The organism is Bifidobacterium sp. ESL0820, assembly GCF_052606235.1.
Genome location: NZ_CP199594.1, coordinates 180,770 through 206,447, shown reverse-complemented (window position 1 = coordinate 206,447; position 25,678 = coordinate 180,770). Strand labels below are relative to the sequence as shown.

24 protein-coding genes are annotated in these 25,678 nt (G+C 62.5%); 13 read left to right on the top strand and 11 right to left on the bottom strand.

The annotated features are described in order from the left end of the window. Positions 1–154 precede the first annotated feature (154 nt). The 6 genes from ACUIAH_RS00900 to ACUIAH_RS00875 all read right to left on the bottom strand — a co-directional run bounded on the left by ACUIAH_RS00900 (position 155) and on the right by ACUIAH_RS00875 (position 7,975). Positions 155–2,803, bottom strand: a complete 2,649-nt coding sequence (locus ACUIAH_RS00900) for an ATP-dependent Clp protease ATP-binding subunit (RefSeq protein WP_306221057.1) — start codon at positions 2,801–2,803, stop codon at positions 155–157. Positions 2,804–2,905: 102 nt separating this feature from the next. Further along, a complete protein-coding gene (locus tag ACUIAH_RS00895; RefSeq protein ID WP_445341079.1) occupies positions 2,906–3,925 on the bottom strand; it encodes a DUF3027 domain-containing protein in 1,020 nt (339 codons plus the stop codon). 68 nt (positions 3,926–3,993) lie between these two features. Further along, positions 3,994–4,383, bottom strand: a complete 390-nt coding sequence (locus tag ACUIAH_RS00890) for a cold-shock protein (protein ID WP_015022102.1) — start codon at positions 4,381–4,383, stop codon at positions 3,994–3,996. A gap of 86 nt (positions 4,384–4,469) precedes the next feature. Continuing rightward, positions 4,470–6,374, bottom strand: a complete 1,905-nt coding sequence (locus ACUIAH_RS00885) for a sensor histidine kinase (protein ID WP_445341078.1) — start codon at positions 6,372–6,374, stop codon at positions 4,470–4,472. A 19-nt stretch (positions 6,375–6,393) separates the two neighbouring features. Further along, positions 6,394–7,152, bottom strand: a complete 759-nt coding sequence (locus tag ACUIAH_RS00880) for a response regulator transcription factor (RefSeq protein WP_445341077.1) — start codon at positions 7,150–7,152, stop codon at positions 6,394–6,396. Between the two features lie 4 nt (positions 7,153–7,156). Continuing rightward, positions 7,157–7,975, bottom strand: a complete 819-nt coding sequence (locus ACUIAH_RS00875; RefSeq protein WP_445341076.1) for a TPM domain-containing protein — start codon at positions 7,973–7,975, stop codon at positions 7,157–7,159. Between the two features lie 42 nt (positions 7,976–8,017). On the opposite strand from ACUIAH_RS00875, the gene ACUIAH_RS00870 reads away from it, so the two are divergent. After that, complete coding sequence (locus tag ACUIAH_RS00870) at positions 8,018–8,311, top strand: WXG100 family type VII secretion target (protein ID WP_045924632.1); 294 nt, start codon at positions 8,018–8,020, stop codon at positions 8,309–8,311. Positions 8,312–8,517: 206 nt separating this feature from the next. Here the strand turns inward: ACUIAH_RS00870 and groL are convergent, their stop codons facing one another. The 3 genes from groL to ACUIAH_RS00855 form a co-directional block, all read right to left on the bottom strand. Then, entirely contained in the window at positions 8,518–10,137 is a 1,620-nt protein-coding gene (gene groL / locus ACUIAH_RS00865; RefSeq protein ID WP_101432598.1) for a chaperonin GroEL, read from the bottom strand. Positions 10,138–10,456: 319 nt separating this feature from the next. Continuing rightward, the gene (locus ACUIAH_RS00860) at positions 10,457–10,660 is read right to left on the bottom strand and encodes a cold-shock protein (RefSeq protein WP_045924634.1); all 204 of its coding nucleotides are present in this window, start codon (positions 10,658–10,660) and stop codon (positions 10,457–10,459) included. Between the two features lie 168 nt (positions 10,661–10,828). After that, positions 10,829–11,473, bottom strand: coding sequence for a LytR C-terminal domain-containing protein (locus tag ACUIAH_RS00855; protein WP_445341075.1), 645 nt, complete (start codon positions 11,471–11,473; stop codon positions 10,829–10,831). Between the two features lie 149 nt (positions 11,474–11,622). Here ACUIAH_RS00855 and ACUIAH_RS00850 point away from each other — a divergent pair, with 149 nt between their 5' ends. From ACUIAH_RS00850 to ACUIAH_RS00795, 12 genes are all read left to right on the top strand, one after another. Beyond that, positions 11,623–12,411 (top strand): uracil-DNA glycosylase, encoded by a 789-nt coding sequence (locus ACUIAH_RS00850; RefSeq protein ID WP_231575791.1) that lies wholly within the window; start codon positions 11,623–11,625, stop codon positions 12,409–12,411. 45 nt (positions 12,412–12,456) lie between these two features. Continuing rightward, positions 12,457–13,512: an AAA family ATPase gene (locus ACUIAH_RS00845; protein WP_198200092.1), complete on the top strand. Its 1,056-nt coding sequence runs from the start codon at positions 12,457–12,459 to the stop codon at positions 13,510–13,512. Then, the gene (locus tag ACUIAH_RS00840; RefSeq protein ID WP_445341074.1) at positions 13,509–14,441 is read left to right on the top strand and encodes a DUF58 domain-containing protein; all 933 of its coding nucleotides are present in this window, start codon (positions 13,509–13,511) and stop codon (positions 14,439–14,441) included. The genes ACUIAH_RS00845 and ACUIAH_RS00840 overlap by 4 nt, the downstream gene beginning before the upstream one ends. Then, positions 14,438–14,971, top strand: a complete 534-nt coding sequence (locus ACUIAH_RS00835) for a hypothetical protein (RefSeq protein WP_445341073.1) — start codon at positions 14,438–14,440, stop codon at positions 14,969–14,971. Before ACUIAH_RS00840 ends, ACUIAH_RS00835 begins: the two co-directional genes overlap by 4 nt. Continuing rightward, complete coding sequence (locus tag ACUIAH_RS00830; RefSeq protein WP_445341072.1) at positions 14,968–16,044, top strand: vWA domain-containing protein; 1,077 nt, start codon at positions 14,968–14,970, stop codon at positions 16,042–16,044. Before ACUIAH_RS00835 ends, ACUIAH_RS00830 begins: the two co-directional genes overlap by 4 nt. Next, complete coding sequence (locus ACUIAH_RS00825) at positions 16,041–17,069, top strand: vWA domain-containing protein (RefSeq protein ID WP_445341071.1); 1,029 nt, start codon at positions 16,041–16,043, stop codon at positions 17,067–17,069. Before ACUIAH_RS00830 ends, ACUIAH_RS00825 begins: the two co-directional genes overlap by 4 nt. Then, positions 17,066–17,599, top strand: a complete 534-nt coding sequence (locus ACUIAH_RS00820) for a DUF6466 family protein (RefSeq protein ID WP_445341070.1) — start codon at positions 17,066–17,068, stop codon at positions 17,597–17,599. Before ACUIAH_RS00825 ends, ACUIAH_RS00820 begins: the two co-directional genes overlap by 4 nt. Positions 17,600–17,726: 127 nt before the next feature. Continuing rightward, positions 17,727–18,056 (top strand): hypothetical protein, encoded by a 330-nt coding sequence (locus ACUIAH_RS00815; protein WP_306221070.1) that lies wholly within the window; start codon positions 17,727–17,729, stop codon positions 18,054–18,056. After that, positions 18,053–19,480 carry an esterase/lipase family protein gene (locus ACUIAH_RS00810; protein ID WP_445341069.1) on the top strand — a complete coding sequence of 476 codons (1,428 nt, stop codon included), beginning with the start codon at positions 18,053–18,055 and terminating at the stop codon, positions 19,478–19,480. Before ACUIAH_RS00815 ends, ACUIAH_RS00810 begins: the two co-directional genes overlap by 4 nt. Before the next feature lie 72 nt (positions 19,481–19,552). After that, the gene (gene purB / locus ACUIAH_RS00805) at positions 19,553–20,998 is read left to right on the top strand and encodes an adenylosuccinate lyase (RefSeq protein ID WP_445341068.1); all 1,446 of its coding nucleotides are present in this window, start codon (positions 19,553–19,555) and stop codon (positions 20,996–20,998) included. A gap of 2 nt (positions 20,999–21,000) precedes the next feature. Next, entirely contained in the window at positions 21,001–23,472 is a 2,472-nt protein-coding gene (locus ACUIAH_RS00800; protein ID WP_445341067.1) for a lysylphosphatidylglycerol synthase transmembrane domain-containing protein, read from the top strand. Positions 23,473–23,641: 169 nt separating this feature from the next. After that, the gene (locus ACUIAH_RS00795; RefSeq protein WP_015022121.1) at positions 23,642–23,929 is read left to right on the top strand and encodes an HU family DNA-binding protein; all 288 of its coding nucleotides are present in this window, start codon (positions 23,642–23,644) and stop codon (positions 23,927–23,929) included. 100 nt (positions 23,930–24,029) lie between these two features. Here the strand turns inward: ACUIAH_RS00795 and ACUIAH_RS00790 are convergent, their stop codons facing one another. Further along, positions 24,030–25,457 carry a proteasome accessory factor PafA2 family protein gene (locus tag ACUIAH_RS00790; protein WP_445341066.1) on the bottom strand — a complete coding sequence of 476 codons (1,428 nt, stop codon included), beginning with the start codon at positions 25,455–25,457 and terminating at the stop codon, positions 24,030–24,032. 3 nt (positions 25,458–25,460) lie between these two features. Further along, positions 25,461–25,664, bottom strand: coding sequence for a ubiquitin-like protein Pup (locus ACUIAH_RS00785; RefSeq protein ID WP_045924644.1), 204 nt, complete (start codon positions 25,662–25,664; stop codon positions 25,461–25,463). Between the last annotated feature and the right edge of the window lie 14 nt (positions 25,665–25,678).

Sequence of the window (25,678 nt, the reverse complement as noted above, 5' to 3'; positions counted from 1 at the left end):
ACACTGCCAATAGAAGCCATGGATTCCAAGTGACGTTTCAGAAACTGCATTACAGAGATCGACGCAAATCCCCGGCAGTACAGAATAAGAGGGGTTGGAGCACTGTGTGCTCCAACCCCTCTTCAGTCAGCTGCGTCGGGCCTCAACCCTTATCTCAGTCACTGGCAGGCGAACTCTGAGCGGACTGCTCAGAACCTTGCCCATCCTGGCTCTGGCTGTCGGCCTCGCCTGCTGGCGGAACATCAGCGTCGGAAGAGCTCACCGAAGCTCCGACCAGTTCAGACTTCTGGTCCTGTTTATCAGCGGAGCTGGCCGCATGACGGGGTCCTTCGAAGGGCTTGCCAGTGAAGGTGAACTCGCCCAGGATGCCCTCGCCTTCGGCATCGACCTGGACGGACTCGTTGTCCGTAAGTTCGCCCATGAGGATCTTCTCGGAGACCGCATCCTCGATGTCCCGCTGGATGACGCGGCGCAGAGGCCGGGCACCCAGGAGCGGATCGAAGCCCTTTTCGGCCAGCAGGTCCTTGGCCTTGTCGGTCAGATCCAGGGACATGTGGCGCTCAAAGAGACGATCGTTGAGCTGAGCGATGTCCAGATCGACGATCTGACGGACCTGGGGCTCGGTCAGCTGCTGGAAGACGATGATGTCATCCAGACGGTTCAGGAACTCGGGCCTGAACTGCTGCTTGAGCTCACTGGTCACCTGGTCCTTCATCCGCTGATAGGAGGTTTCGGTGTTGCCGCTCACGTTGAAGCCGGTATTGGCCGCCTTGGCGATGTCGCGGGTTCCCAGATTGGTGGTCAGGATGATGATGGTGTTCTTGAAGTCCACCATGCGACCCTGCCCATCGGTCAGATGGCCGTCGTCCAGCACCTGCAGAAGGGTGTTGAAGATGTCCGGGTGAGCCTTCTCGATCTCGTCGAAGAGGACTACAGAGAAGGGCTTGCGCCTGACCTTCTCGGTCAGCTCGCCGCCCTCTTCGTAGCCCACGTACCCCGGAGGGGCGCCGAAGAGACGAGAGGTGGAGTACTTCTCCGAGAACTCGGACATATCCACCCGGATCAGGGCATTCTCATCGTCAAAGAGGAACTGGGCCAGAGCCTTGGCCAGCTCGGTCTTGCCCACGCCGGTGGGGCCGGCGAAGATGAAGGAACCTGCGGGACGCTTGGGGTCCTTGAGACCCACACGGGTGCGGCGGATGGAGCGAGACAGGGCGGAGACGGCCTCGTCCTGGCCGATGATCCGCTTGTGCAGCTCCTTCTCCATGCCCAAGAGCTTCTTGGATTCGGCCTGGGTCAGCTTGAAAACCGGGATGCCGGTGGTAGAAGAGACTACCTCGGCGATCACATCCTCGTCGACAACCATCTTGACGTCGGACTCGCCCTCGTGCCAGGCCTGTTCCTTCTCCTTGCGCTCGGCCTCCAGCTTCTCCTGACTGTCGCGCAGCTGAGCGGCCTTCTCGAAGTCCTGGTCCTTGATGGCCTGATCCTTCTGGGCGGAGATGCGATCCACCTTGGCGTCCAGCTCCTTGAGCTCCGGCGGGGCGGTCAGCCGCTTGATGCGCAGGCGTGCGCCGGCCTCATCGATCAGATCGATAGCCTTGTCAGGCAGGTTCCTGTCCTGGATGTAGCGTGCAGAGAGCTCAGCCGCCGACTGCAGGGCCTTGTCAGTGATAGTGACATGGTGGTGATGCTCATAACGGCCACGCAGACCTTTGAGAATCTCGATGGTCTGGGCGATGGTGGGCTCGGAGACTTGGATCGGCTGGAAGCGCCGCTCCAGGGCCGCATCCTTCTCGATGTACTTGCGGTACTCGTCGGTGGTGGTCGCTCCGATGGTCTGCAGCTCGCCGCGGGCCAGCAGGGGCTTGAGCATGTCAGAGGCGCCCAGGGCCCCGTCAGCCGAACCTGCGCCGACGATGGTGTGAATCTCATCGATGAAGAGGATGATGTCGCCGCGGGTCTTGATCTCCTTGAGCACCTTCTTCAGGCGCTCCTCGAAGTCGCCCCGGTAGCGTGAACCAGCCACCATGGAACCCAGATCCAGCGAGTAGACCTGCTTGCCCTTGAGGGTCTCGGGAACATCGCCCTCATGAATCTTCTGCGCCAGGCCCTCGACCACAGCGGTCTTGCCTACACCGGGCTCTCCGATCAGCACGGGGTTGTTCTTGGTCCTCCTGGAAAGGACGACCATGACCCGCTCGATCTCGTTGGCCCGGCCGATGACCGGATCCAGCTTGCCTTCAGCGGCCTCCTGAGTCAGGTTCCTGCCAAACTGGTCCAGAATGGCCGAACCGGTCTGTCCGCCCTTGTTGGAAACGCCGCCGGCATTGGCCAGATCGCCCTTGCCGGCATCACCGCCCTCGTGGTTGCCGCGAATCATGTCAATAGTGGCGGTCCGCAGATCGCCCAGGTCCACGCCCATCTTGATCAGCACCTGGGTGCCGACACCCTCACCCTCGCGAATGAGTCCCAGCAGAATGTGCTCAGTGCCAATGTAAGAGTGGCCCAGCTGAAGCGCTTCGCGCAGCGACAGCTCCAGGACCTGACGGGCGTGCGGGGTGAATGGGATATGCCCATTGGGAACCGCGTTGCCCTTACCGATCATCTCCTCAACCTGTTTGCGGGTGGCATCCAGTTCCACGCCCTTGGAGGCCAGGGCCTTGGCGGCAACACCGTCACCCTCCCTGATCAGGCCCAGGAGGAGGTGCTCGGTGCCGATGTAATTGTGCTGCAGGGTGCGGGCCTCTTCCTGCGCCAGCACAATCACCCGCCGCGCACGGTCGGTAAACCGTTCGAACATACTTGTCCTTCCCTTTGATCCGTAATTCACTCTACAGATTTACGGTGACGTTTATTCTCGGCCCGCCGGTGATTGCGCTCTGAACGCAACGAGGCCTTGGAATCAGTCCTCTGAGCCGTCTTCTGACTGCATCTGCTCCATGAGTTCCACCTCTGGGCGCTCCTCACGGGGCTTCTGCCTGACCACGTCAATATGAAGATCGTCATAGGCCGGCTGGGACTGGACCCAGAGATGGGACTCCTCCTGGGGCTCGATCTCGGAATGCTCGCCGCAGCCATGATCCAGGGAGACCACGCGCCCGTCGTCCGGGCTCCATCGGTTGGCGCAGACGCCAAACATGGTCCCCAGATCGCCTGCCAGGGGAATCATGAAGCCACAGGTCTCGCAGGCCTTGCCCTTGGCCGTCCTGGTCGACAGGGACTTGGGACCGTGCTGACCCTCGTACCAACGTTTGGCGGTCGCCGTCCTGGCCTCGGCCGTCATCACGTGTCGGCGGGTCAGAGCGAAACGGTCGACGGCCTCATCCAGGTCATCGGAAGAGGTCTGTGCGCCGAGGGGAATCTGATCATTCGATTCCTGCTCGTGAACGTCTTTTTCTCCACTTGGGCGGTCTGCCAGGCGGAAGACCACGCCGTCAGTCTCCTGATCGGACCCATCACCAACAAGGGGACTCGATTCTTGCTGGCCTTCTTCATCATCTGCGGGGTTATCATCTTCTGGGTTCTGCTGTACTTGAGAATTCTGATGGCTAGCTTGCGCTGGCTTGTATCCGGCTGTCAGCCTGGGGTCGTCGGGCTCGGTTCCCATGGCATCGGTCACGCTCAGATCCGAGGGCAGCAGGCGGTCCTTCCAGGGAACCCAAGCGGGCGGCTGCAGGGCTGCATCTGTAGGCACCAGAGAGGATTCATCCACAGTCCAGGTATCGGCATCCTCATCACGGTAGAGGGTGACCGACCACTGCCAGCCCTCATAGCCCTTGATGGCCGAGGCGAACCGGTAGTCCCAGACTCCGTCACCAATCAGGGTGCGGCCGACCAGCCCACCGACCTCATCGCTGTCGGCGGCCACGCTCAGAGCCACTCGCCTAGCCAGTTCCTCAGGATCCAGGTCCTCTTGAACCATCTATCACACCTTCATCATCAGTGGGACCGGATCAGACCGATCCACGTGGGATTGTTCTCGCCGTCTGCTCAGTCCGGCACGTCGAAGTCATCGGCCACAGCCCTTAAGAGGGTGGCCAGCTTGGCGGATTCAGCCCGACCTGGATAGTGGTGTCGACGCAGGCCATTGCCCGCAGAGTCCAGCAGCTTGATCAAGTCCTCCACGATGGCGGCCATATCGTCCGGATCGGGTCGCTTGGCACGCAGAATGGAGGGGGTCGGCCCCACCAGCTTCAGATCCAGGGCCTGGGGACCCTTGCGGCCCTCAGCCACTGAGAACTCCACCCGGGATCCCTTGCGTATGGTGGACACCCCAGCGGGCAGGGCTGATGAGGGCAGGAAGACGTCCCCGCCTTGTTCATCTGTGATGAACCCGAACCCCCGCTTGGCGTCGTACCACCGTACTCTCCCGCTGGGCATGCTCTGCCACTTCCTTACGTTGCTTCTTGAACTGATATATCCGAATTCAGTCTACCTGAACGCAACGGGCAGGACGACTCATCTTGTCATGGGCGTACGGGACGGTTGGGTGCAGAATTGGCCTGGTCCCCAAGGCGCCCCTGATCCCGGATGACGCCCTGGGGTATGACGATGGTGAAGGTCAAGCCGCCTCCCGGGGTCTGCGAGGCGCATATGAATCCCTGATGAGCCTTGACAATGGACTGGACAATGGCCAGTCCAAGCCCCGTGCCGCCCTTCTCCCGAGCCCTGGACGGATCGGCCGTGTAGAAGCGCTCGAAGAGCCTGGACCTGGATTCCTCCGGGACGCCTGGCCCGTGGTCAACCACCCGGATGATAGCATAGTCGGTGCCCACATGGCTGTTCTCTGCCACCTGGATCGCCTCAGTCAGGTGTCCCAGCGAGGACTCAGTGGCCTCCAACCTGGTCAGATCCGCCGGTGCGATGGTCGCCTTGACCAGGCCCACTCCCACCTGGACCGGCGAATCAGATGGGGTGTAGCGGTGGATATTGCCTACGATATTGGTAATCACCTGACGCAGGCGGCTGGGATCGCCAGTCACCGGCACCGAGGGCAGGGGACCCTCCTGGATGTCCAGGCTGACGGCTGGGCCCAGGTGCCCGCCCACGGTGATCTTTTCCTTGTTGCGTCCCTTGAGGCCCGGCAGACCCTTGTTGGGCGTGACCGGCTTCTCCTGGGGGGCGGGCTGGTCTTCGGTATGCAGGCAAACCTTTCCTGTAGCCACTTCTCTGCCCGGATCCAAGGCATGCAGGTCGTCCACCCCGTCTCGCACCAGTCCAGTCAGATCGACCGGCAGGGTCGGGTCGATCCCCCTGCCCTCATCCAGACGTGCAAGCGAGAGCAGATCCGTGACCAGGACCGTCATCCTGGTCGAAGAGTCTTCGATGTGCTGGATGGACTTGTCGGCACGCTCCAGAGCCCCTGGATAGTCGCGCTGCATCCTGTAGAGCTCTGCATAGCCGTGGATGGCGGCCAGAGGGGTACGAAGCTCATGGCTGGCATCCGAAACAAACTGTTTCATCTTTTCGGTGGTCTGGCGCTGCTCGTCGAAGGAATGCTCGATTCGCGTCAGCATGGCATTCAGGGATGCTGCCAGGGAACCCACCTCGGTATTCTCCGGGAAGCTGGGAATGCGTTGGGATAGGTCACCGGCCGCTATCTTGGCAGCAGTCTTCTCGATGCGTTTGAGGGGAACCAAGGTGGACTGGATCAGCAGGACCGAGATGACTCCGCCCAGAAGGACCACAACAACGGAAATGATCATGCAGAAAGCCGTCAGATCGTGTACGGCCTCGTCCTGGTCGCTCATGGACAGACCGATGAAGAGGATGCCGCTGATTTCGGAGCCGTCCAGTTCGTTGCGCAGCTTCCACTGCATGGCCACCACTCGCCAGGAGGCCCGGGCTCGCTTCATGGTGTCCCGGTCTGGCGAGGCCTGTCGCGAGACGCGCACATAGGCCGGTACCGTGGTCGGCTTGCCTAGGGGTATCGAGTCCAGGCTGCCGTCGGCGGGCAGACGAGGGCGGGAAATGACCCCGTTGACCTGCATAGGATTCAGATCGTCCGAAATAATGTGCAGCTTGTCGTCGCGGATCTGCAGGAAATAGTCAGTGGGGCCAAGGCCATTCTTGCTCAGATCCTCCTGGCGCAGAAGGGTGGCGTTGCGGATGCCCAGGTTTGCCTGGCGGATCAGCTGGGAGTCCGTGCGCTTCATCAGATAGTCATCGGCCATCTGGCAGATGGCCACAGAGACACCCACCGTGCCCACGATGAGCAGGATGAGCATGCTGGCCACAAGTTTGGTGCTTAAGGGAATGGCAGCCAGCGGCGACCTGTGCATGAACCGACCCCTCGGCCTGCCGGAGCCCTTTCCCTTGCCGGAATCCGAACCCATGACGGAGTTGGCCCCTTCAGCCGACGGTTCTGCCATGGGAGTCGAGCCCGAGGGACTAGTTGCCATCGCCGCCATCCGATGCGTTCTGCCTAGGGGCCCGAATCATGTAGCCGATGCCCCGCTTGGTCTCGATCAGCGGGGTGACCTTGCGGTCCCCGCCGTGTCCGTCACTGATGGTGATGCCATCCACCTTCTTGCGCAGGTAGGAGATGTAGGACTCCACAATGGCCGCATCCCCGCCCCAGTCGTACTGCCAGACATGATCCAGAATCTGCGCCTTGCTGAGCACGCGGCCCTCATTGTCCATCAGGTAGCGCAGCAGCTTGTATTCGGTCGGACTCAGGTCGATGGGTCGCCCGGCCCTGGTGACGTCGTGCGAATCCTCGTTGATCTCCAGATCCCCTACGCGGATGATCGGATCGTCCTCCTGATGCTCGCGCGTCCTGCGCAATATGGCCTTGATCCTGGCCACAACCTCCTCCAGGCTGAAGGGTTTGGTCACGTAGTCGTCGCCGCCCACAGTCAGCCCCATGACCTTGTCCTGGGTATCATCTCTGGCCGTCAGGAAGAGCACCGGCGCCTCGATTCCCTCCTGACGGATACGGGAGGTGACCGTGAATCCATCGATATCAGGCAGCATGACATCCAGGACGATCAGATCGGGCTGGATGCGCTCAATGACCTGAATGGCCTCGGAGCCGGACGCCGCGGTCTCGACCGCAAAGCCTGCGAAGTGCAGGGAGGCCACCAGCAGATCCCTGATGGACGGTTCGTCGTCGACCACGACCAGTTGTGCTTGCGTCGGTTTGCTCATGGTCTCAGCTTGCCGCGTCTTTCTGGGTATTATCTGAGAGTTTGCTGACCGTCTCTGTCGGGCGTAATTGCTTCTTCGGAGCACCGGACTTGCGATGATGAGCCCCGGTTCGGCTACTGCGACGCCACCAAATCGCAACGGCTACGCCCAGCATGACCAGGACGACAACCGTCACCGAAAGGGCAATGATCATCACCCGGCGATGCCGATGGTTTTGGTCAAGAGTCTCAACCTGGTCCATCATGGCCTTGGCCGACCCCACCCAGTCGGGATTGCGGCCCTTGGTGACCGGCTCCAAAGCAGCCTGCGAGAGCTGATCTACGCTGGATTGGTCCTTGAGCCAAGCCTGCGAGTTGCTGGAGACCGCCACGACCAACTTGCCGTCCTGAGAGGCCACAGCCAGTAGAACCGTGTCGTGGGTGGGCTTCATTGATTCGAGCACCCTGGATGCCCAGGTCTCAGGCTTAACGCCCTGATAGAAATGCGGAAGGTAGAGCAGCCGGACCGATACTCCTGTTTGCTCTGCGGTTTCCTGGATAGCATCCTTGACGGATCCTACGTCCGATCCCAGCAAATTCTGCGGATCGGTGATCGCGTCGGTCATGGTTCCGGCCCCAGCCTGAGGCTCATCGGCACAAGCCTTGGTCGGCCCCATAACCCCGACCGTCAAAATCATCAAGAGCAGAAAAGCCAGCACCCGCTTTATGGGTGAAACGCCGACCGGATTCGTCTTGTGGAAGGGGACTCGTTCGACCACATGGGTCCGCGGACGGGGCAACTGCGTGAACACTGTCATAGTGTCCACAGTAGCGGTTGACAGCATTGGACTCCCCCACCATCACCGCCATTCACGGAAAGGACAATCATGACACGGTACCAAGTTGATTCGGATCAGATACAGACGGCCTCCGGGGCGGTCAGCGGCTCGATAGGGGCCATCAGAGATGCCGTGGCGGGAATGTACACCAATCTGGACAATCTGCAAAGCGTCTGGCAGGGCTCGGCGGCCAGTCAATTCGCCACAGTGGCCCAGCAGTGGCGCGCCTCGCAGGCTCAGATGGAACAGGCGCTTGAAGGTATCCAGGCAGCTCTGACACAGGCATCGTCGCTCTATGCGGACACCGAGGCCCAGGCCACCCGTCTCTTCGCCGGAGCCTGACGCCTGGTTGATGCATGCAGGCAACCCGGAGCCATTCGATCATGGCGGATCGGCCCCAGACCCGGCATGCATATGCGGAAAACGGAACAGACGGTGAACGAGCGCAAGAAAAGAGACAGGGGCCTGCGCACCATTATCCGGTGCGCAGGCCCCTGTCCTTGGCGATCAATCAGTCCAGCCGAAAAGCCCGGCCGAACCTCGAGGGATCAGTAGCCCATGTCGCCCTGAGGCTGAGCGGCAGCAGGTGCCGGAGGCTCAGGCTTGTTGGCCACGACGGCCTCGGTGGTCAGGAAGAGCCCGGCGATGGAGGCTGCGTTCTGCAGGGCAGAGCGGGTCACCTTGACGGGGTCGGCCACACCGGCCTCCAGCAGGTCCTGGTACTCGTTGTTGGCGGCGTTGAAGCCCTGGCCGGCAGGCAGCGAGCGGACCTTGTTGATGACCACGTCACCGGAGATGCCGCTGTTCTCGGCGATCTGCTTGATGGGGGCCTCAATGGCGCGGAAGACGATGGAGGCACCGGTGGACTCGTCGCCATCCAGCTTGACATCCTTCTCGGCCTTGGCAGCGGCCTGAACCAGAGCCACGCCGCCTCCGGGCAGCAGGCCCTCTTCAATGGCGGCCTTGGCGTTGCGGACAGCATCCTCGATGCGGTGCTTGCGCTCCTTGGCTTCGACCTCGGTGGCTGCGCCGACCTTGATGACGGCCACGCCGCCGGCCAGCTTGGCCAGCCGCTCCTGCAGCTTCTCGCGGTCGTAGTCGGAGTCAGTGTTCTCAATCTCGGTGCGGATCTGGCCCACGCGTGCGGAGACCTCATCCTTGGAGCCGCCGCCGGAGACGATAGTGGTCTCGTCCTTGGAGACGATGACCTTCTTGGCGGTGCCCAGCACGCTCATGTCGATGGAGTCCAGCTTGAGGCCGAGCTCGTCGGAGACCACCTGTGCGCCGGTCAGAATGGCCATATCCTGCAGCATGGCCTTGCGGCGGTCGCCAAAGCCAGGAGCCTTGACGGCGCAGGAGTTGAAGGTGCCGCGGATCTTGTTGAGGATCAGAGTGGGCAGCGCCTCGCCATCCACATCCTCAGCGACGATCAGCAGCGGCTTGCCGGTCTTCATGACCAGCTCGGCGATGTGGACCACGTCCTGCTGGCTGGAGACCTTGCCCGAGGTCAGCAGAATGTAAGGATCATCCAGAACGGCGGTCTGGTCGTCGTTGTTGGTGACGAAGTAGGGGGCGATGTAGCCCTTGTCGAAGCGCATGCCCTCGGTGAACTCCAGGTCCAGGCCGAAGCGGTTGTTGTCCTCGACGGTGACCACGCCGTCCTGGCCGACCTTGTCCAGGGCCTCGGCGATCTCATTGCCGATCTCGGGGTCGCCCGCAGAAATGGTGGCGGTGGCAGCGATCTGGTCCTTGGTCTCGACTTCCTTGGACTGAGCCACGAGCTCCTTGACGATGGCGTCGGCGGCCTTCTCGATGCCGCGACGCAGGGCGATGGGGTTGGACCCGGCAGCCACGTTCTTCAGGCCCTCATGCACCAGGGACTGGGCCAGTACGGTGGCGGTGGTGGTGCCGTCTCCGGCTACGTCGTCAGTCTTCTTGGCGACTTCCTTGACCAGCTCGGCGCCGATGCGCTCGTAAGGATCCTCCAGGTCGATCTCCTTGGCGATGGAGACGCCGTCGTTGGTGATGGTCGGGGCCCCGTAGGACTTGTCCAGCACCACATTGCGACCCTTGGGGCCCAAGGTGACCTTTACTGTGTCGGCCAGCTTGTCCAGGCCGGCAAGCATGCCCTGACGAGCTTCCTCGTCATACTCGATGATTTTTGCCATTGTTGCTTCCTCCGTCATGGCTTGAGGTTTCATGACCCACCGTCGGCGTGGAACGGAACCCGACCGTCAGCTGTCGTGTTATCACTCCCGCACCTCGAGTGCTAATTCAGCAGATTAGCACTCGATGGAGCCGAGTGCCAACCCCAGGGGAAAATACGCTGCAGGCTGTATGCCATATCGCCCCTGACCCATCGGCCGCGCCCACAGGCAATCCGCACCCTGCACAGTCCCGGCTCAGCACTGTAATTCGAAACACATGCTACAAAAAATGGACCCCGGAATAACCGGGATCCACCATGACGAATACAGAAGACGACAATCAGAGCTTGGTGACCTTGGTTGCCTGCAGACCCTTGGGGCCCTCTTCCACCTGATATTCGACCTTATCTCCCTCATCAAGGGTCTTGAACCCGTCGGACTGAATGGCTGAGTAGTGCACGAACACGTCCTCGCCGCCATCGTCGGGATTGATGAATCCGTAACCCTTGCCAGCGCTGAAGAATTTCACAGTGCCTTGTGCCATAACTAACTTCCTTAACATAGGTGCCGCGTCACAACAGATACGAGACTGACCGCATCTGCCGGTCGGCAAGGTCAGTTTAGGCCTATCGACAGGGCAATTGCAAAACGCCGAGCCGAAATTCGGGAACTTTTGCCATCGAATTCCCTTTGTCGTCCGGCTGGCTGAACCTCACTGCATGAGGATGGCTTCCACCGGAGTGGAGGCCACGGAGGACTGCTCAACCTGGGTGATGCCCAGCAGGCTGGCCACCTCCTGGGCGGTAGCCTTGTCGGCCTCATCACGGTAGCGGACCGTGCTTACGCCAGGCAGAGCGCCCTGCGGGTTGGTTGCCGTGACCGCAGTGTAACCGGCATTGACCAGGACCTGGCGCTTGCTGCCCGCATGCCCGGTGATCCTGGTTCCGTTGATGATGGCCACCTGTGTGCCCCTGTTGACCACAGGTGCCGGGCTGCTGCTGGATGCACTCGTCGAAGGCGATTGCGAGGGCGGCTGCGAAGTCTGCTCCTGGGAGGATTTTTCAGCAGAGGTCTTGCTGTCTGAGGCGGAGGGGGATGCAGACCGCTTGGGCACATGGCTGCTGATGACCCGGGAGGCATCAGTGTGCGTCTGCTGCCAGGGCAGGGAGCCGCTGACTGCAGCCCATAAGCCCAGTCCGCACAGCACGGCCAGGACAACCACCAGCAGGTAGGGCAGAGCCCTGACCGGCAGGGAACGGGGCCCCCGATGCACACCGACCGGCCCCTTGGGAGGGTTGTCGAACGCATCATGAACCTGAGGGCGCGCCTGCGTCCCATTGTCGCGCGTGCTAGCCATGAACTCTCCTCCGCTCCACCGGATCCTGAACCATTATATGTAATGGGACGCCGGAGCAGCATCCCGCTGACCATCCGACGTTCCCCGCAAGCCCGGGAAAGCCATGACAACCCTGACCGGCTCATATCACCAAGCGATATAGTGACCTTATGAACAGCAGCCAGCCTATTGCCGCAACCTCCCCCGCGCCGACGAACGGAACCGGTACCAACCCTCCGACCATAGCAGGAGGCCAGGGCCGAACCCATCGCAAACCTCTGAGCGCCTTGGTGGATCCTGGCTGGGCCAAGGCTCTCGCTCCTGTCGAGCCCAACATCCACCGGATGGGCGACTTCCTCAGATCCGAGCTGGCCCAGGGCCACCGCTATCTGCCTGCCAGCAAGAACATCCTTCGCGCCTTTACCATCCCCTTCGACTCCATCAAGGTCCTGATCGTGGGCCAGGATCCCTATCCGACGCCCGGGCATCCGGTGGGCCTGAGCTTCTGCGTGGACCCTGCCGTCAGCCCCATCCCCGGCTCCCTGCGCAATATTTACACCGAGCTCAGCTCCGACCTGGGCCTGCCCACGCCCTCCAACGGCGATCTGACGCCTTGGACCAGGCGAGGGGTCATGCTGCTGAACCGCTGCCTGACTGTACGGGTGGGCAAGCCGGCCAGCCACCGGAACAAGGGCTGGGAGGAGATCACCGACGCCGCCATCCGAGCTCTGAACGACCGACGCGACCAGGAGGGCAGGGTCCGGCCCCTGGTGGCCATTCTTTGGGGAAGGCAGGCCCAGAGCCTGGAGCCCCTGCTGACCAATGCGGCCATCATCAAATCCCCGCATCCCAGCCCCATGTCGGCCCGATACGGCTTCTTCGGGTCACGTCCATTCTCCAAGGCCAACCATGCCCTGGAGGCCATGGGCGCCCAGCCGGTGGATTGGTCCCTGACCTGATTCCAGCTGGCTGAATCGTCAGGAAATGCCGTTACCATGTCTGCTATGGCATTATTCCCACCTCGACCCAGTCAGTCCCCATCTGTTCAGCCTGCTCAGGACCGGCAGGTTCCGCCAATCAGCCAGGACGACCTGCAACGTTGCCGTCAGTTGGCCGACCGGATCAGGACCCGCTTTTCCAGGACTCTGGTAGGCCAGGAGAACCTGCGCGAGGCCCTGATCCTGACGCTGGTGGCCTCAGGACACATCCTGATCGAATCCGTGCCCGGCCTGGCCAAGACCACCGCCGCTCAGACCCTGGCCACCTCGGTCTCCGGCAGCTTCAAGCGGATTCAGTGCACGCCCGACCTGATGCCCTCGGATCTGGTAGGCACCCAGGTCTACGACTTCTCCACACAGCGCTTCTCGACGCAGCTGGGCCCTATCCACGCCAACTTCGTTCTCATGGACGAGATCAACCGTTCCAACGCCAAGACCCAGTCAGCCATGCTTGAGGCCATGGCCGAGGGCGCCACCACCATCGGCGGCGAGCGCATAGCCCTGCCCCGGCCCTTCATGGTGATCGCCACCCAGAACCCCATTGAGGAGGAAGGCACTTACAACCTGCCCGAGGCCCAGATGGACCGGTTCATGCTCAAGGCCGTCATGACATATCCTGATGCCGACCAGGAGACCCGAATGCTGCAGATGCTGACCAGCCGAGGCACCGATATGCCCGGCAAGGACGATCGGGACGCCTTGACCATCGCCGATGTGGACTTCCTGAGGCAGAAGGCCCGGCAGGTCCACGTGGCACAGCCCATCATGCGATATGCAGTCGATCTGGCAGCCACCAGCAGGGGGGCTGGATCGCGGCCCATCCAAGGGTTGGCCGAGCAGGTGAGGCTGGGAGCCAGCCCGCGTGCCTCCATCGCCCTGGTGCGCATTGGCCAGGCCAGAGCCCTGCTGACTGGCAGGGATTATGTCATTCCCGAGGATCTGAAGGACTGGGCCCATTCGGTGCTCCGCCACCGGATCCTGCTGACTTTCGAGGCGCAGGCCGACGGCATCAGCAGCGACGACATCATCGACCAGATCGTGGACACGGTGCCGGTGCCATGAGCCGTCGACGCTCGAATCGCGACCCGGTCCGCAGACGGATCGAGTCCTTGGACACCAGTCTGCGGCTTCCCACGGTGCGCAGGGCCCTTGGGCTGCTGGAGGGCGAGCATTCCTCTGGCCGACGCGGCGGCGGTGACGAACGTGCCGACCTGCGCGCTTATGAGTTCGGAGACGAAACCCGCATGATCGACTGGCATGCCAGCGCACGGATGGGTCGGCCCATGGTGGTGGAGCGCGAGCGCCTGGTTACCAGCAAGGTCTGGCTGCTGCTGGATGTCGGCCGCGAGATGTCTGGAACGTGCCCTGACGGGGAGCAGGCCATCCAGGTGGCCGCCAACGCCCTGTGCATGTTCGCCTCCCTCTGCCTGCGCCGCAGCGATGAGGTGGACCTGGTCCTGGTCGATTCATCCGCCATCCGCCGCATACCCTGCCAGGGGGGCTTCGCCCGATTCGAACAGACCCTGGACCGGGCTCTGGAGTCACCGCTGGATCAGCCACGCAACCTTGAGGCACTGCTGGGCTACGCTGCCGGCATCCAGGACCGGCAGGCCATACTGGTCATCGCCACCGACCAGTCGGCATTGCACGTTGACCTGATGCCGACCATCCGACAGTTGGCAACCACCCACCCCCTGAATTTCATTGGAGTGGAGACCATGAATCCCCTGCGCCAGCAGCCCCCTATGGGCTCGGTGACGGATGCGCCCAGCGGACGCAGGATCCCGGCTTTCCTGCGTACCGCAAACGGGACGCGAGCTGTGGACCTGCACAGGCGCTATCAGATCGAGGCCTTTAGCCGGGAACTGGCCAGAATCGGGGCCTCGCTGATCCGGGCCGACTCCAGCACAGCCATGTTCAACAGGTTCATCCACCTGCTCTCAGCCGGCCGACCAGGCATTCCCATGCGACGGACGGTGATGGCGGCATGAATGCTGTCGTCCTGATTCGTCTTGCGTCCGGTCATGGTCGAATCAAGATCATGCCCACCATGACCCAGCCCGCATGGCTGCTGGCTCTGACGACGACCGCCATCGTACTGGCCCTGGCCCTAGCCGGAGCGGCCATTCTCCTGCCCAGGTTCCGCCGTCAGCAGGAAGGGCACCCGATCCAAGCGAGCTCTGACTCCCTCGATGCATGGCGTCAGAGGATCGATCAGGTGGTGACCCAGTACGACAAGGGCCATCTGGACCGTGACCAGGCCATGACAGCACTGGCCGCTATCGCTCGTGGATTTGCCTCCCGTTCCTGGAACAGCGACATGAAGTCCAAGACTTTGGCCGAAATCCAGGCTCAGCCCCGTACGCCGAGTACGCGGCAGGGTCTGGACCTGCTTCGACAGACCATAGATGCCCTCTACCCGCCCGAATTCGCCCTTCCCAAGGACAGCGAGGGAACTGACGCCACGGTGAATCAGGCAGCCGAGTGGGTACGGGATTTGATTGAACGGTGGCCGCGATGAGCATAGGCAATCTGTCCTGGCGGTGGCCATGGCTGCCGATACTGGCTTTGGCCCTGGCTCTGACGTTCGGCCTGCTGGCCTACCGTATGGCAGGTCGTGGCAAGCCTGATCAGCAAACAGGGGCACGGGTCTGGACCTTGAAGAGCGATCTGGACACCGATGAGGGCCATGAGGCGCTGAGGCGCTGGCGACGATTGAACCGTTGCGCCGCAATCCTGCTCTCTCTGGCCCTGCTGATGGTTTTGAGCCTGGCTGCCAGGCCCGCCCGGGTCGATCGGACATTGGAGCAGGGTCATAACCGCGATATCGTGCTATGTCTGGATGTGTCCGGCTCCACCTTGCCCTACGACAGGCAGGTAATCGCCTCCTACCTCGACCTGGTCCGCAGCTTCCGGGGCGAACGCATGGCTCTGAGCATCTTCAACTCCACCTCGCGCACCGTCTTCCCCCTTACCGATGACTACGGCATGATCACCGCCGAATTGAGCAAGGCACGGCGGATCCTGGACGGGGTGCAGTCCCAGGACCGCATCGATGCCATGAGCGGACGACAGTACCAGGACATCAGCGACTGGCTGGAGGGCACGCAGAACCGCCGGGACACCACCTCACTGATCGGCGACGGGCTGGTGGGTTGCGCTGCGCTCCTGCCGCAATTCGCTCCCAAGGGCCAACCCGGACCGGCAAAGGCCGACCAACGTTCGAGCTCCCTGGTCCTGGCCACCGATAACGTTGTCTCCGGCAAACCCACATACACCCTGGAGGAGGCGCTCAAGCTGACCTCGGCCGCAGGAATCGCGGTGGACGGACTCTATTCGGGACCGGACCAAGGCACCGAGGCGGAGAGCACACGGCAGATGCAGCGGCTGATCGCAGCCCGCGGCGGCATCTTCCTTAGACGGCAGGACGGGAACTCCATCAGCGCGCTGGTCCGCCGGATCGAACATCGCCATGGAGCCGACCCACGCCAGCAGGAGCAGTCCAGCCTGGTGGATGCACCCGGCTGGTGGACCCTGGCCCTGGCCCTGGCGCTGTCCGGATATCTGCTCCTGGCCTGGAGGCTGAAGCGATGAACATACTCAAGTCCCTGACCTTTGAGCCTGCCCTGGGCTGGGTGGCCGGCGGCCTATTGTCGGGCCTGCTGCTGCTCCTGGCCATTGCGCTGGTCATCCATGGACTGCGCAAGGGCCGGGATACGGATGCCGATCGCTGGGCCTTGGCCCGGCGCACCGCCATGGTCCTGATCCTGGCCCTCATGGTCCTGACCCCCAGCACTGTCAGCAAAACCACCAACAAGGCCGTCAACGCCACTGATGTCTTCATTGCGGTTGACGTGACCGGATCCATGGCAGTCAAGGATGCCGGATATGGGGCCCAGGACGGCATCAGCCGGTTGGAGGCGGCCAAAGCAGCCGTCCGCGACCTGGTCGACACCTATCCGGATGCATCCTTCTCAGCCCTGAGTTTCGGCGCCTCGGCCAGCGTCGATCTGCCCCTGACCCCCGACGTGCGAGCTGTGGACAACTGGGCCCGCGGGCTGGCCACAGAGCCCACCTCCCGTTCCTCCGGCTCCAGCTTGGATGCTCCTCTGGATCGGCTGACTCTGGCATTGAAGCAGACCAAGGACCGGCATCCCAACGACCGGATCCTGCTCTATCTGATCAGCGATGGAGAACAGACCGGCAAGGACGAACGGCGATCCTTCAGCGTACTCAGGGAAGGACTGGACGAGGCCTTTGTCCTGGGAACCGGCTCAGCCAAGGGAGGCACGGTGCCGTTGACCTCGGACGTCGGCGGCAGCGGCGCCGGAGGCTGGGTGACGGATCCGCAGACCGGCCAGCCGGGCATCTCGGCCATGGATCCGGACACCCTCAAGGCCATGGCCGACGAGATGAGCGGCCACTATCAGGCCCTGGCCAAGGGGGTCACTGTCCGCGAGGGCGCTACAGCTTCGGTCTCCAAGCGCTACCGGGTGACCACGGTCGACCAGGTGCGCCGACATGTCACCCCGCTGGTCTGGCCCTTGGCACTGGTGGAACTGGTCCTGATCCTGGTTGAGGCAGGGCAATGGGTCCGTACTTCGAGGAGATTGCTATGAGCAGGAACACCCTTCGAACGCGTCTGGTCCTTATCGTTTTAGCCCTGATAGCAGCGCTGGCCGGGGCATGGGGCCTGATCAACGTCAGAGCCATCGCCACTTACAACGAGGCCACGCGCACACTGAATACCAGCATCCGGCAGGCCCGAAACCCACAGGCAGACCCGGCAGCAATCAAGGCGCTGCAAGATCAGGCGGACCGCCTTTTCGCCCAAGTGGAGCGGCCGGGCCCCTTGCTTCTGCCGAAGACCAGGCAGGCCGCGCAGGCCAACCAAGCGACCAGCACTGCGCTGACCCAGCGTACGGAACGGGTACTCAAAAAACAACAAGCAGACAAAACCAAGAATGGGCAGGATGGAAAGAGCGGATCAGGCAAGGGCGCATCCTCTGGGTTGACCAAGCAGCAGGAAGCTGAGGTAGAGGATCTGCTCAAGCGCAACCAGGAACAGAGCGATCCCTCCTCGTCCCCCAGCCCAACAGGCAATATGGGCGGCCACCAGGATCGGGAAAAGAACGTCAAACCCTGGTGACCGGCCTCACCAGGCATTGCTCGATCATTTTTCGAAGACCTGTCCCCATCAAAACGGATCAGGCAACAATCGACCACATGGTCCAATCGACGCCATGCAAGCATGACTGCGGTGATGAAGTAGACGCATGGACAAGTCATCACCATCGTCACTACCCACCCTGGGCCCCTTCCTCGAGCAGCCCTCCTACCTGTCCGATCCTGAGGCGGCCGGAGCCTGCCCCTGCCACGCACGGGTGGCCCGTTGCCGGACCATGCTGGCCGATATGGCTCGGCAGTCGCGAACAACCCTGGTCCACCTGAGCGAACTAGCCGACCAGGCTCTGAGGGTCGACTGGCAGGGAAAGGCCGCTCAGGCCTACCGGGCCCAGGTACGGGCCATGGATGCCCTCTGCCAGGATCAGCGTGTCCAGGCAGGACGCACCCTGAACCTGATCGATCAAGAGAGCCGACCATGAAGCGGACGGTCACCGCCGCACCCGATGCCAACGGTTACACCAGCACAGAATTGGACCACCTGACCGGCATGGCGGACCGGCTCAACCAGGCAGGCGGAGCCCTGGCCACCCTGCAGACGCAATGGATTCTCACCAATCAGGCCATCCGCAGAGCCATGCCAGGGTTGCCCGCCCTCCCTTGCGCCCAGGCTGCCGTGCCGCCGCCAGGTCACGCCCGTCTGCCCCTGGACCTGATGGTGACCTTCTGCAGTGGCCAAGCTCAGGCCTGCGAAGATCTCCGCACCAGGCTCCAGTCTGTGGCCGATCGGCTGACCAAGGCCTACGGGTTGTACTCGCAGGCGGAATCATTCATGGAAAGGCTGATAGACTCCCTGATGTCCAAGGCCTTGACCCTGTTTCAGCCTATTGCCCCGTTCATGCTGGGAACCATCGGTCTGAGCTTGGGAGCAGCTAAACTGACCGGCAAACTGGATGCCTCGCAATTCCAGGAATTTCTGGAAACTACGGCCGGCATCCATCAGCCTCTGCTGGCCGCCGCCGCATCCGACCTGACTTCAGACCACCATGATCCTATTGGCAGATTGGTCACCGGTCCAGGCCTGCTGGTGCCCTTCGTACTCGCCCATCTTCAGGGTGACCGGCTCACGATGGATCCTGTCCAGCCTCAGGGCAAGGGGTTGGGCGAGGCTCATGACATCGCCACCGCTCTGCGAAATCTGGAGAGCTTGGGATCCTGCCAGGACGGCATTCCTTACGCAACCATCGCTGTACAACGATATCGGGAGGCGGACGGCAAGGACCGTTGGCTGGTCTACATACCCGGCACCAGCTCCCATCTCGATTCGCCCATCGGCTGGTGCCAAAACATCCAGCTCATGAGCGACAAGGCTTCAGTACGCGAAAGGGCGGCCTCCCTGCGTCTGGTGGACCAGGCCATGCGGGATGCCGGGGTGCGCCCGGACGATCCGGTCAGCCTGGTGGGTCATTCCCAGGGCGGTATCGTGGCCGCCACCATGGCCTCGGATCTTTCCAACCGCTACCGCTTCGATCACATCGTGACCGTCGGATCGCCCATCGCCCATCGCCAGATAGGGTCAGACACCTGGGTCACCAGCGTGGAGATGCGCGAAGAGCTGGTCTCCAGTCTTGATGGAGCCGACAACCCCTCCCGGCCCAATCAACTGACCGTGAGGGGAAGGGCGGGCGGACCTCCCCCTCCAGGTGGCAGCCGGACTGGCCGGACAGTGACCACTGCCGGACCCGGCAAGGAATCCACCCATGGCATGGCCTACCAGCGGGCGGCCTGGGCCGATGCCCGAGATCTGAACTCACCAGCAGTACGACGTCAGGACGACCACTTCGCCCATGCCATAGAGGGCGATCTGCAGGAGACCCGCTATTACCGCGGCAGGCTGCAGCGATGAGCAGGACACGCGGTCCACCAGAAGCGCCCATGTCGATTCCTGCTGGTTGACCCGGTCGTCTAGGCTGGAGGCATGAACCTGAGCCGAATCACCCCAGTCATCCCCCTCAATCCCTTGGACGGACGTTACCGCAGGCAGACCGCCGATTTGGTGGACTATCTGAGCGAACCTGCCTTGAACCGCGAGCGCATGCGGGTCGAGGTCGAATGGATGATCATGCTGGCCAACGGCTACCCGGGCAACGGCCAGCACCCGGTCCTGCCGGGCGTAGAGCCCCTGACCAAAGCCGAGCAGGCTTATCTGCGAGCCATCCCCGAGGATTTCGACGCCGACGGCATCGCTGAACTGGCTGGCATCGAAGCCCAGACCCACCACGATGTCAAAGCCGTGGAATACTACATCGACCGCCGTCTGGAAGCTGCAGCCACAGCCCTTGGCCCTGAGTCCCAACTTCCCGGGTTGACACCCCTGGTCCACTTCGCCTGCACCAGCGAAGACATCAACAATCTGGCCTATGCCCGCTGCATCCGAGGCGGGGTCGAACAGGTCTGGCTCCCCAAGGCCACCCGAATCGAGAGCCATCTGGCGACCATGGCGGAGCAATACCGGGATCTGCCCATGCTCGCCCTGACCCACGGCCAGCCGGCCACACCCACTACCCTGGGCAAGGAGATGGCGGTCTACGTCCACCGGCTGCACCGGCAGCTGGATCGGATCCGCCATCAGGACTACATGGGCAAGATGAATGGCGCCACTGGAACCTTTGGCGCCCATCTGGCCGCCCTGCCGCAGGTGGATTGGATCAATCTGACCCGGGCCTTCGTCACAGAACGGATGGGCCTGGTCTGGAACCCACTGACCACTCAGATCGAGTCCCACGACTGGCAGGCCGAGCTCTTCGGCAACATCGCCCACCTGGGCCGGATCCTGCACAACCTGGCCGTGGATGTCTGGATGTACATCTCCCGCGGCGTCTTCGCCCAGGAACCCGTCAAAGGCGCCACCGGCTCCAGCACCATGCCCCACAAGGTCAACCCCATACGCTTCGAGAACGCCGAAGCCAATCTGGAGATCTCAGGAGCCCTGCTGGACACCCTGGCCACAACCCTGACCGAAACCCGCTGGCAGCGGGACCTGACCGACTCCACCACCCAGCGCAACATCGGTTCGGCCCTGGGCTACAGCCTGCTGGCTCTGGACAACCTGGACGGCGGTCTGCAGACCATCCACCCAGACAAGACACAGATGGCCCGCGAACTGGACAGCAACTGGGAGGTCCTGGGCGAGCCCATACAGACGGCCATGCGGGCCGCCGGACTGGCTGGACGCTCAGGCATGGATCACCCCTATGAGCAGGTCAAGGAGCTGATGCGGGGCAAGAGGATCGGCCGGGAGGATGTCGAGCACTTCATCGACGGCTTGGACCTGGACCAGGACACGGCGAGCCGGCTCAAGGCCTTGACGCCGGCAACCTACACCGGTGCAGCCGGAACCTTGGTGGACTTCGATCGCGACTGACCATGACCCCGTCCCAGTCGACCATCACCCCCGAGGACAACGATTCCGCCGACCCTGTGCAGGAAGACCAGGTCGTCATTCGGGATACCCCACCCCAGCGGGTTCATGATGCCGAAGACCTGCTTCGAGCCCTGGCAGCCCTGATCCTGGGAATCCTGGTCACTCTGGCAGCTGTCTATCTGAAGGGCATAGCCGCCGGGGTCGAGTCGGACATGCGCCAGGCCGGCAATGCCATGGACTGGCTCATGGACGTGCCCACGGCCTTCCTTCAGCAAGCAGTGACCGTGACCGTGGTCCTGGCGGTGCTTGTCCATCTGCTGGTCAACAGGGAATGGATCCAGGCCATCACTGCCCCCTTGGCCATGTTCCTGGGCTTCGGGCTGGTCATGCTGACCTCCAACCTGATCCTGAAGGCGGGCAACCCGACCCTGATCGCCTCATTCAACTCCCAGAACGCCATAGGGTCTCCCGTCCTGCTGCCTGACTTCTATGCCGGTCTGGCTGCCTTCCTGAGCGCAGCAGGACCCCGTCGACTACGCAGCTCGGTCAAGTGGGGATGGAACGCTCTATACGTCGTGGCCATCATCATGGTCGCCATATCCTCCAATTCGGCCAGCGGGGTTCTGGTCTCGCTGATCCTTGGCCGAATCATGGGCATGATCGTCCGATACCTGGCGGGCACGCAGAACAAGGGCGCTTGGGGGCAGGGCGTGGTGCAGGCCATAGCCTCCATCGGCATCCATGCCGCCAGCCTGGAGCGTCAGGATCCCAGTCTAGACAACGATGGCCAGCCCCTGCCCGCCCTCGACGACGATCTTATCGAGGCCTCCCGCATCTACAGGGCCCGTGACAGGGATGGCCGCACCTACACGGTTTCGGTCATGGACGGCCAGCTGCACACCATGGGCTATCTGATGCAGCTCTGGCAGTGGATCAAACTGTCCGGAGTCTCCATGCGCCGGGACCGGTCGGTCAGAAACTCCATGCAACACCATATGGCCATGCTGACTGAATTGCGGGACCTAGGACTGACCACCCTGCACCCCTATGGTCTGGCGGAGAGCGCCGAATCCTCAATTCTGGTCCTTGAGGATGATGTCCATCTTGGGCCCTTGGAACCTGAGAACCTGGACGCCGACAGGGCCAAACAGCTGATGGACTACCTTCGCCGGGCCAACGAGCGCGGCTTCACACACCGCCGCATCCGCCCGGAGACTCTGGCCGTGGACCAGTCAGGCTCCGCGGTCATCGCCGGCTGGGAGAACGGCGACAGCGCCAGCTCCCAGGCCAACATCGCCCTGGACCGGGTCCAGCTTCTCGCCCTGATCGCCGCGATGATCGGCGTGGACCAGGCCATCACGGCCGCCCGAGCCTCCTGGGGGGTCCAGACCCTGGCCGGGCTATCGCCATTCTGCCAGATGGTGGCCATCCCCTCACAGACCCAGGCCCTGCCTGGCTGGGATCGACAGATTCTGACTGATCTGCGCAAACAGCTGCAGACCTTGGCTCCTCCTGAGTCGGTGGCTGAGACCGGCCAGGTAACCCTCTCACGTTTCAGTCTGCGCAGCTTCGTGGCCCTGGCCTTGCTGGTAGTAGCTGTCGCCGTCATCGTCACCCAGTTCAATCTGCCCCAGGTCATCAGCGCCGTCCGCAATGCCAACCCTTGGATGGCTGGCCTCTCCTTCCTGCTGGGATCACTGTCCTGGGTGGGCTGCGCCATTACCCTAGGAGTCTTCATCGACCCGGCCAAGCGCGATTTCAAAGGCATTTTCCTATCCCAGGTGGCCTCCTCGTTCACCTCGGTCTCCATGCCCGCCGGGGTGGGGCCGGCCTTCGTCAACCTGCAGTTCCTGCGGCGGGACGGTTATGACAACACCATGGCCACGGCCATCATGAGCGCCGTGGTGGCCGTCCAGTTCGCGACCACCTTCTGTCTGCTGATCGGCATCGGGCTGTTCACCGGGCGCAACACCCTATCCGGGATGATCCCCACCAACACCCTGGTCATCGTCATCGGGACAGTGGCCATCATCGCAGCCCTGATCATGGCCGTGCCTTACACACGGCGACTGGTCATGGAACGCCTGATGCCCATCGTGGCCTCCTACGCCCGCCACCTTATAGAGATTCTGACTCAGCCCAGGCAGCTGGTGGTGGCCGTGCTTGGGGCTGTGATGCAGTCAGCCGCCCTGGGCATGAGTTTCTGGGCCGCCCTGATGGCCTTCGGCTGCCGGACCAACGTTTTCGAGACCACCTTCGTCTTCCTCCTGGCCAATACGCTGGGTTCGGCTGTCCCCACACCCGGGGGCCTGGGAGCCATAGAGGCGGTGCTCTTCTCCGCCTTCCGCCTGGCAGGCGTTCCCTCGGGCGTAGCCATCTCGGCCACTCTGGTCTTCCGGGTGGCCACCTATTGGCTGCGCATCCCCTTGGGAGCCTTGGCCATGCGCTGGCTGAGCAACCATAATCGCATCTAAAGGGCCCCTCGGACACTTTCATTCCCAAGGGCCTCAAAAATCGCTTGATGAAATGTCGGAAACCCCCGGAAAATGCGGTGTTTGGGCCTAATCTGCGGTAATATCAGTCATTGACCGTTGGGCTTTCCCCAAATCAAGCAATGGGAGGCCCCCGAAAGAAGGATGTTCTATGGCATACAACAAGTCTGATCTCGTTTCGAAGATTGCGCAGAAGTCCAACCTGACCAAGGCTCAGGCGGAAGCTGCTGTCAACGCCTTCCAGGATGTCTTCGTCGAGGCCATGAAGTCCGGCGAGGGTCTGAAGCTGACCGGTCTGTTCTCAGCTGAGCGCGTCAAGCGCGCCGCCCGCACCGGCCGTAACCCCCGCACAGGTGAGACCATCAAGATTCCGGCCAGCTATGGCGTGCGTATCTCTGCCGGCTCGCTGCTGAAGAAGGCCGTCACCAACAAGAAGTGAAACAAGCCTTTGTGCAAGGGCCCTGACATCCATCCACGGATGCCAGGGCCCTTCTTGTTAGAACAGACCTCATTGAAGTCCCGCAGCGCAAACCGGGCTTCTAGGCACCAGGCTCTGCGGCACTCTTCAGAAAATCCATCAGGGAGCGGTATCGGGACGGGCCCAGATGGTCGAAGGGGTCAGGCAGGTCTACCTCGACTCGGCGGGAACCCCCTAAAACCAGCTGGCTCCAGTCGCATGACCATGTGCGTGTTCCCCGGTCTGCAGCACGAACGAAGTCGCCACGCAAACGAGCCCGAGTATCCTGCGGGGGCTGATCCATGGCGCGCTGCACCTCGGAATCGTCGACCGGCGAGCGCATGAGTCCATGACTGATCAGGCCAGGGAAGGACCTTCCCGCGCTCAGATCGTGATAGTCCAGGTCCAGGGCCTCATCCAGATCACGTCCGGCGCCTCGTCGACTCAGCCCTTGGAGCAGCCGCAACTTGGCAGCCCAATCCACCCAGTCAGCCAGATCCTGCCAACGCCCCGCGTCCAGCGCATCCAAGGCCGCTCTCCAAAGTCGCAGGGCACGCAAAGCCTGGGGCCGGTCGATGCCTATATCCTCCTGCTGGTCCACCAAGGCCTTGCAGGCCGACCAATAGGCCTCTTGCAGACCCAGAGCGCTGATGCTGCCGGTCTTCGTGGAAGCCTGCAGCTCGAGGGTTACCCGGCCGGTCCGATCCCGGCTGACGGCTCGGACCGCTGCACCGGGATCAGCCAAGGCCCAGTCGGCCAGCTCTGGCCGGCGGCCCCGGCAGCAGGCCTGCTCGATCAAGTTCAGGACCAGGTGGGTGCTGGCCATCTTGAACCAGGTGGCCAGCGGCGACCGGTTGGTATCACCCACGATCACATGCAGACGCCGCCATCGTTCGGGATCAGCCAGAGGCTCGTCACGGGTGTTGACCATAGGACGGGCACGGGTTGTGGCCGAGGAGACCCCTTCGTCCAGAAAATCAGCCCGCTGGCTGAGCTGGAACCCGTCTGGGCTCAGACGACCCGCCCCGGTGATCAGCTGACGGGTGACCAGAAAGGGGACCAGGCAGGCTCCGATCATGTCCAAGGGGACTCGCCGGTCCAGCAAATAGTTCTCATGGCAGCCGAAGGCATGGCCTTGGGCATCCACATTGTTGGCAAAGAGGTGAACCTTCACCGGCCTGCCCAGGTCCTCCGCCAGGCCTTTCCCGGCGCGCTGCGCAAGGTCGGTCACGATCCGCTCACCAGCCAGCACCTGGGTCAGGGCCGTCAGCGGATCGCGGGCCTCCGCCGTGGCATACTCCGGGTGGGAGCCCACGTCCAGGTAGAGTCGGGCGCCATTGGGCAGATAGATGTTGGTTGACCCGTGCTTCTCAATCAGAGGGCGGAACATGGCCATAGCGACCCGGCCGGCAGCGTAGGGTCCACTGGCGCCGGTCAGGCTCAGTCCGTATTCGGTCTCGATGCCGAATATCCTGCGAAAGTCCGAGTCAGCCCCCTGCCCGTCCGCCATGGATCACTGGCCGCCCTTCTGGACAAAGCCCTGCACATACTCCTTGGCGTTGGTCTCCAGGGTGGTCTCGATGTCATCAAGGACCGCATCCAGGTCGGACTCAGCCGTCTGACCCTGTTTATGCGCCCCGGTCTGCGGCAGATTCTCTTCCTGCTCCTGCTGCTGCCCGGCTGCCACATGCCGTCCCTGCTGGGATGCCTCAGCCATGGTCGCCCTCCTTT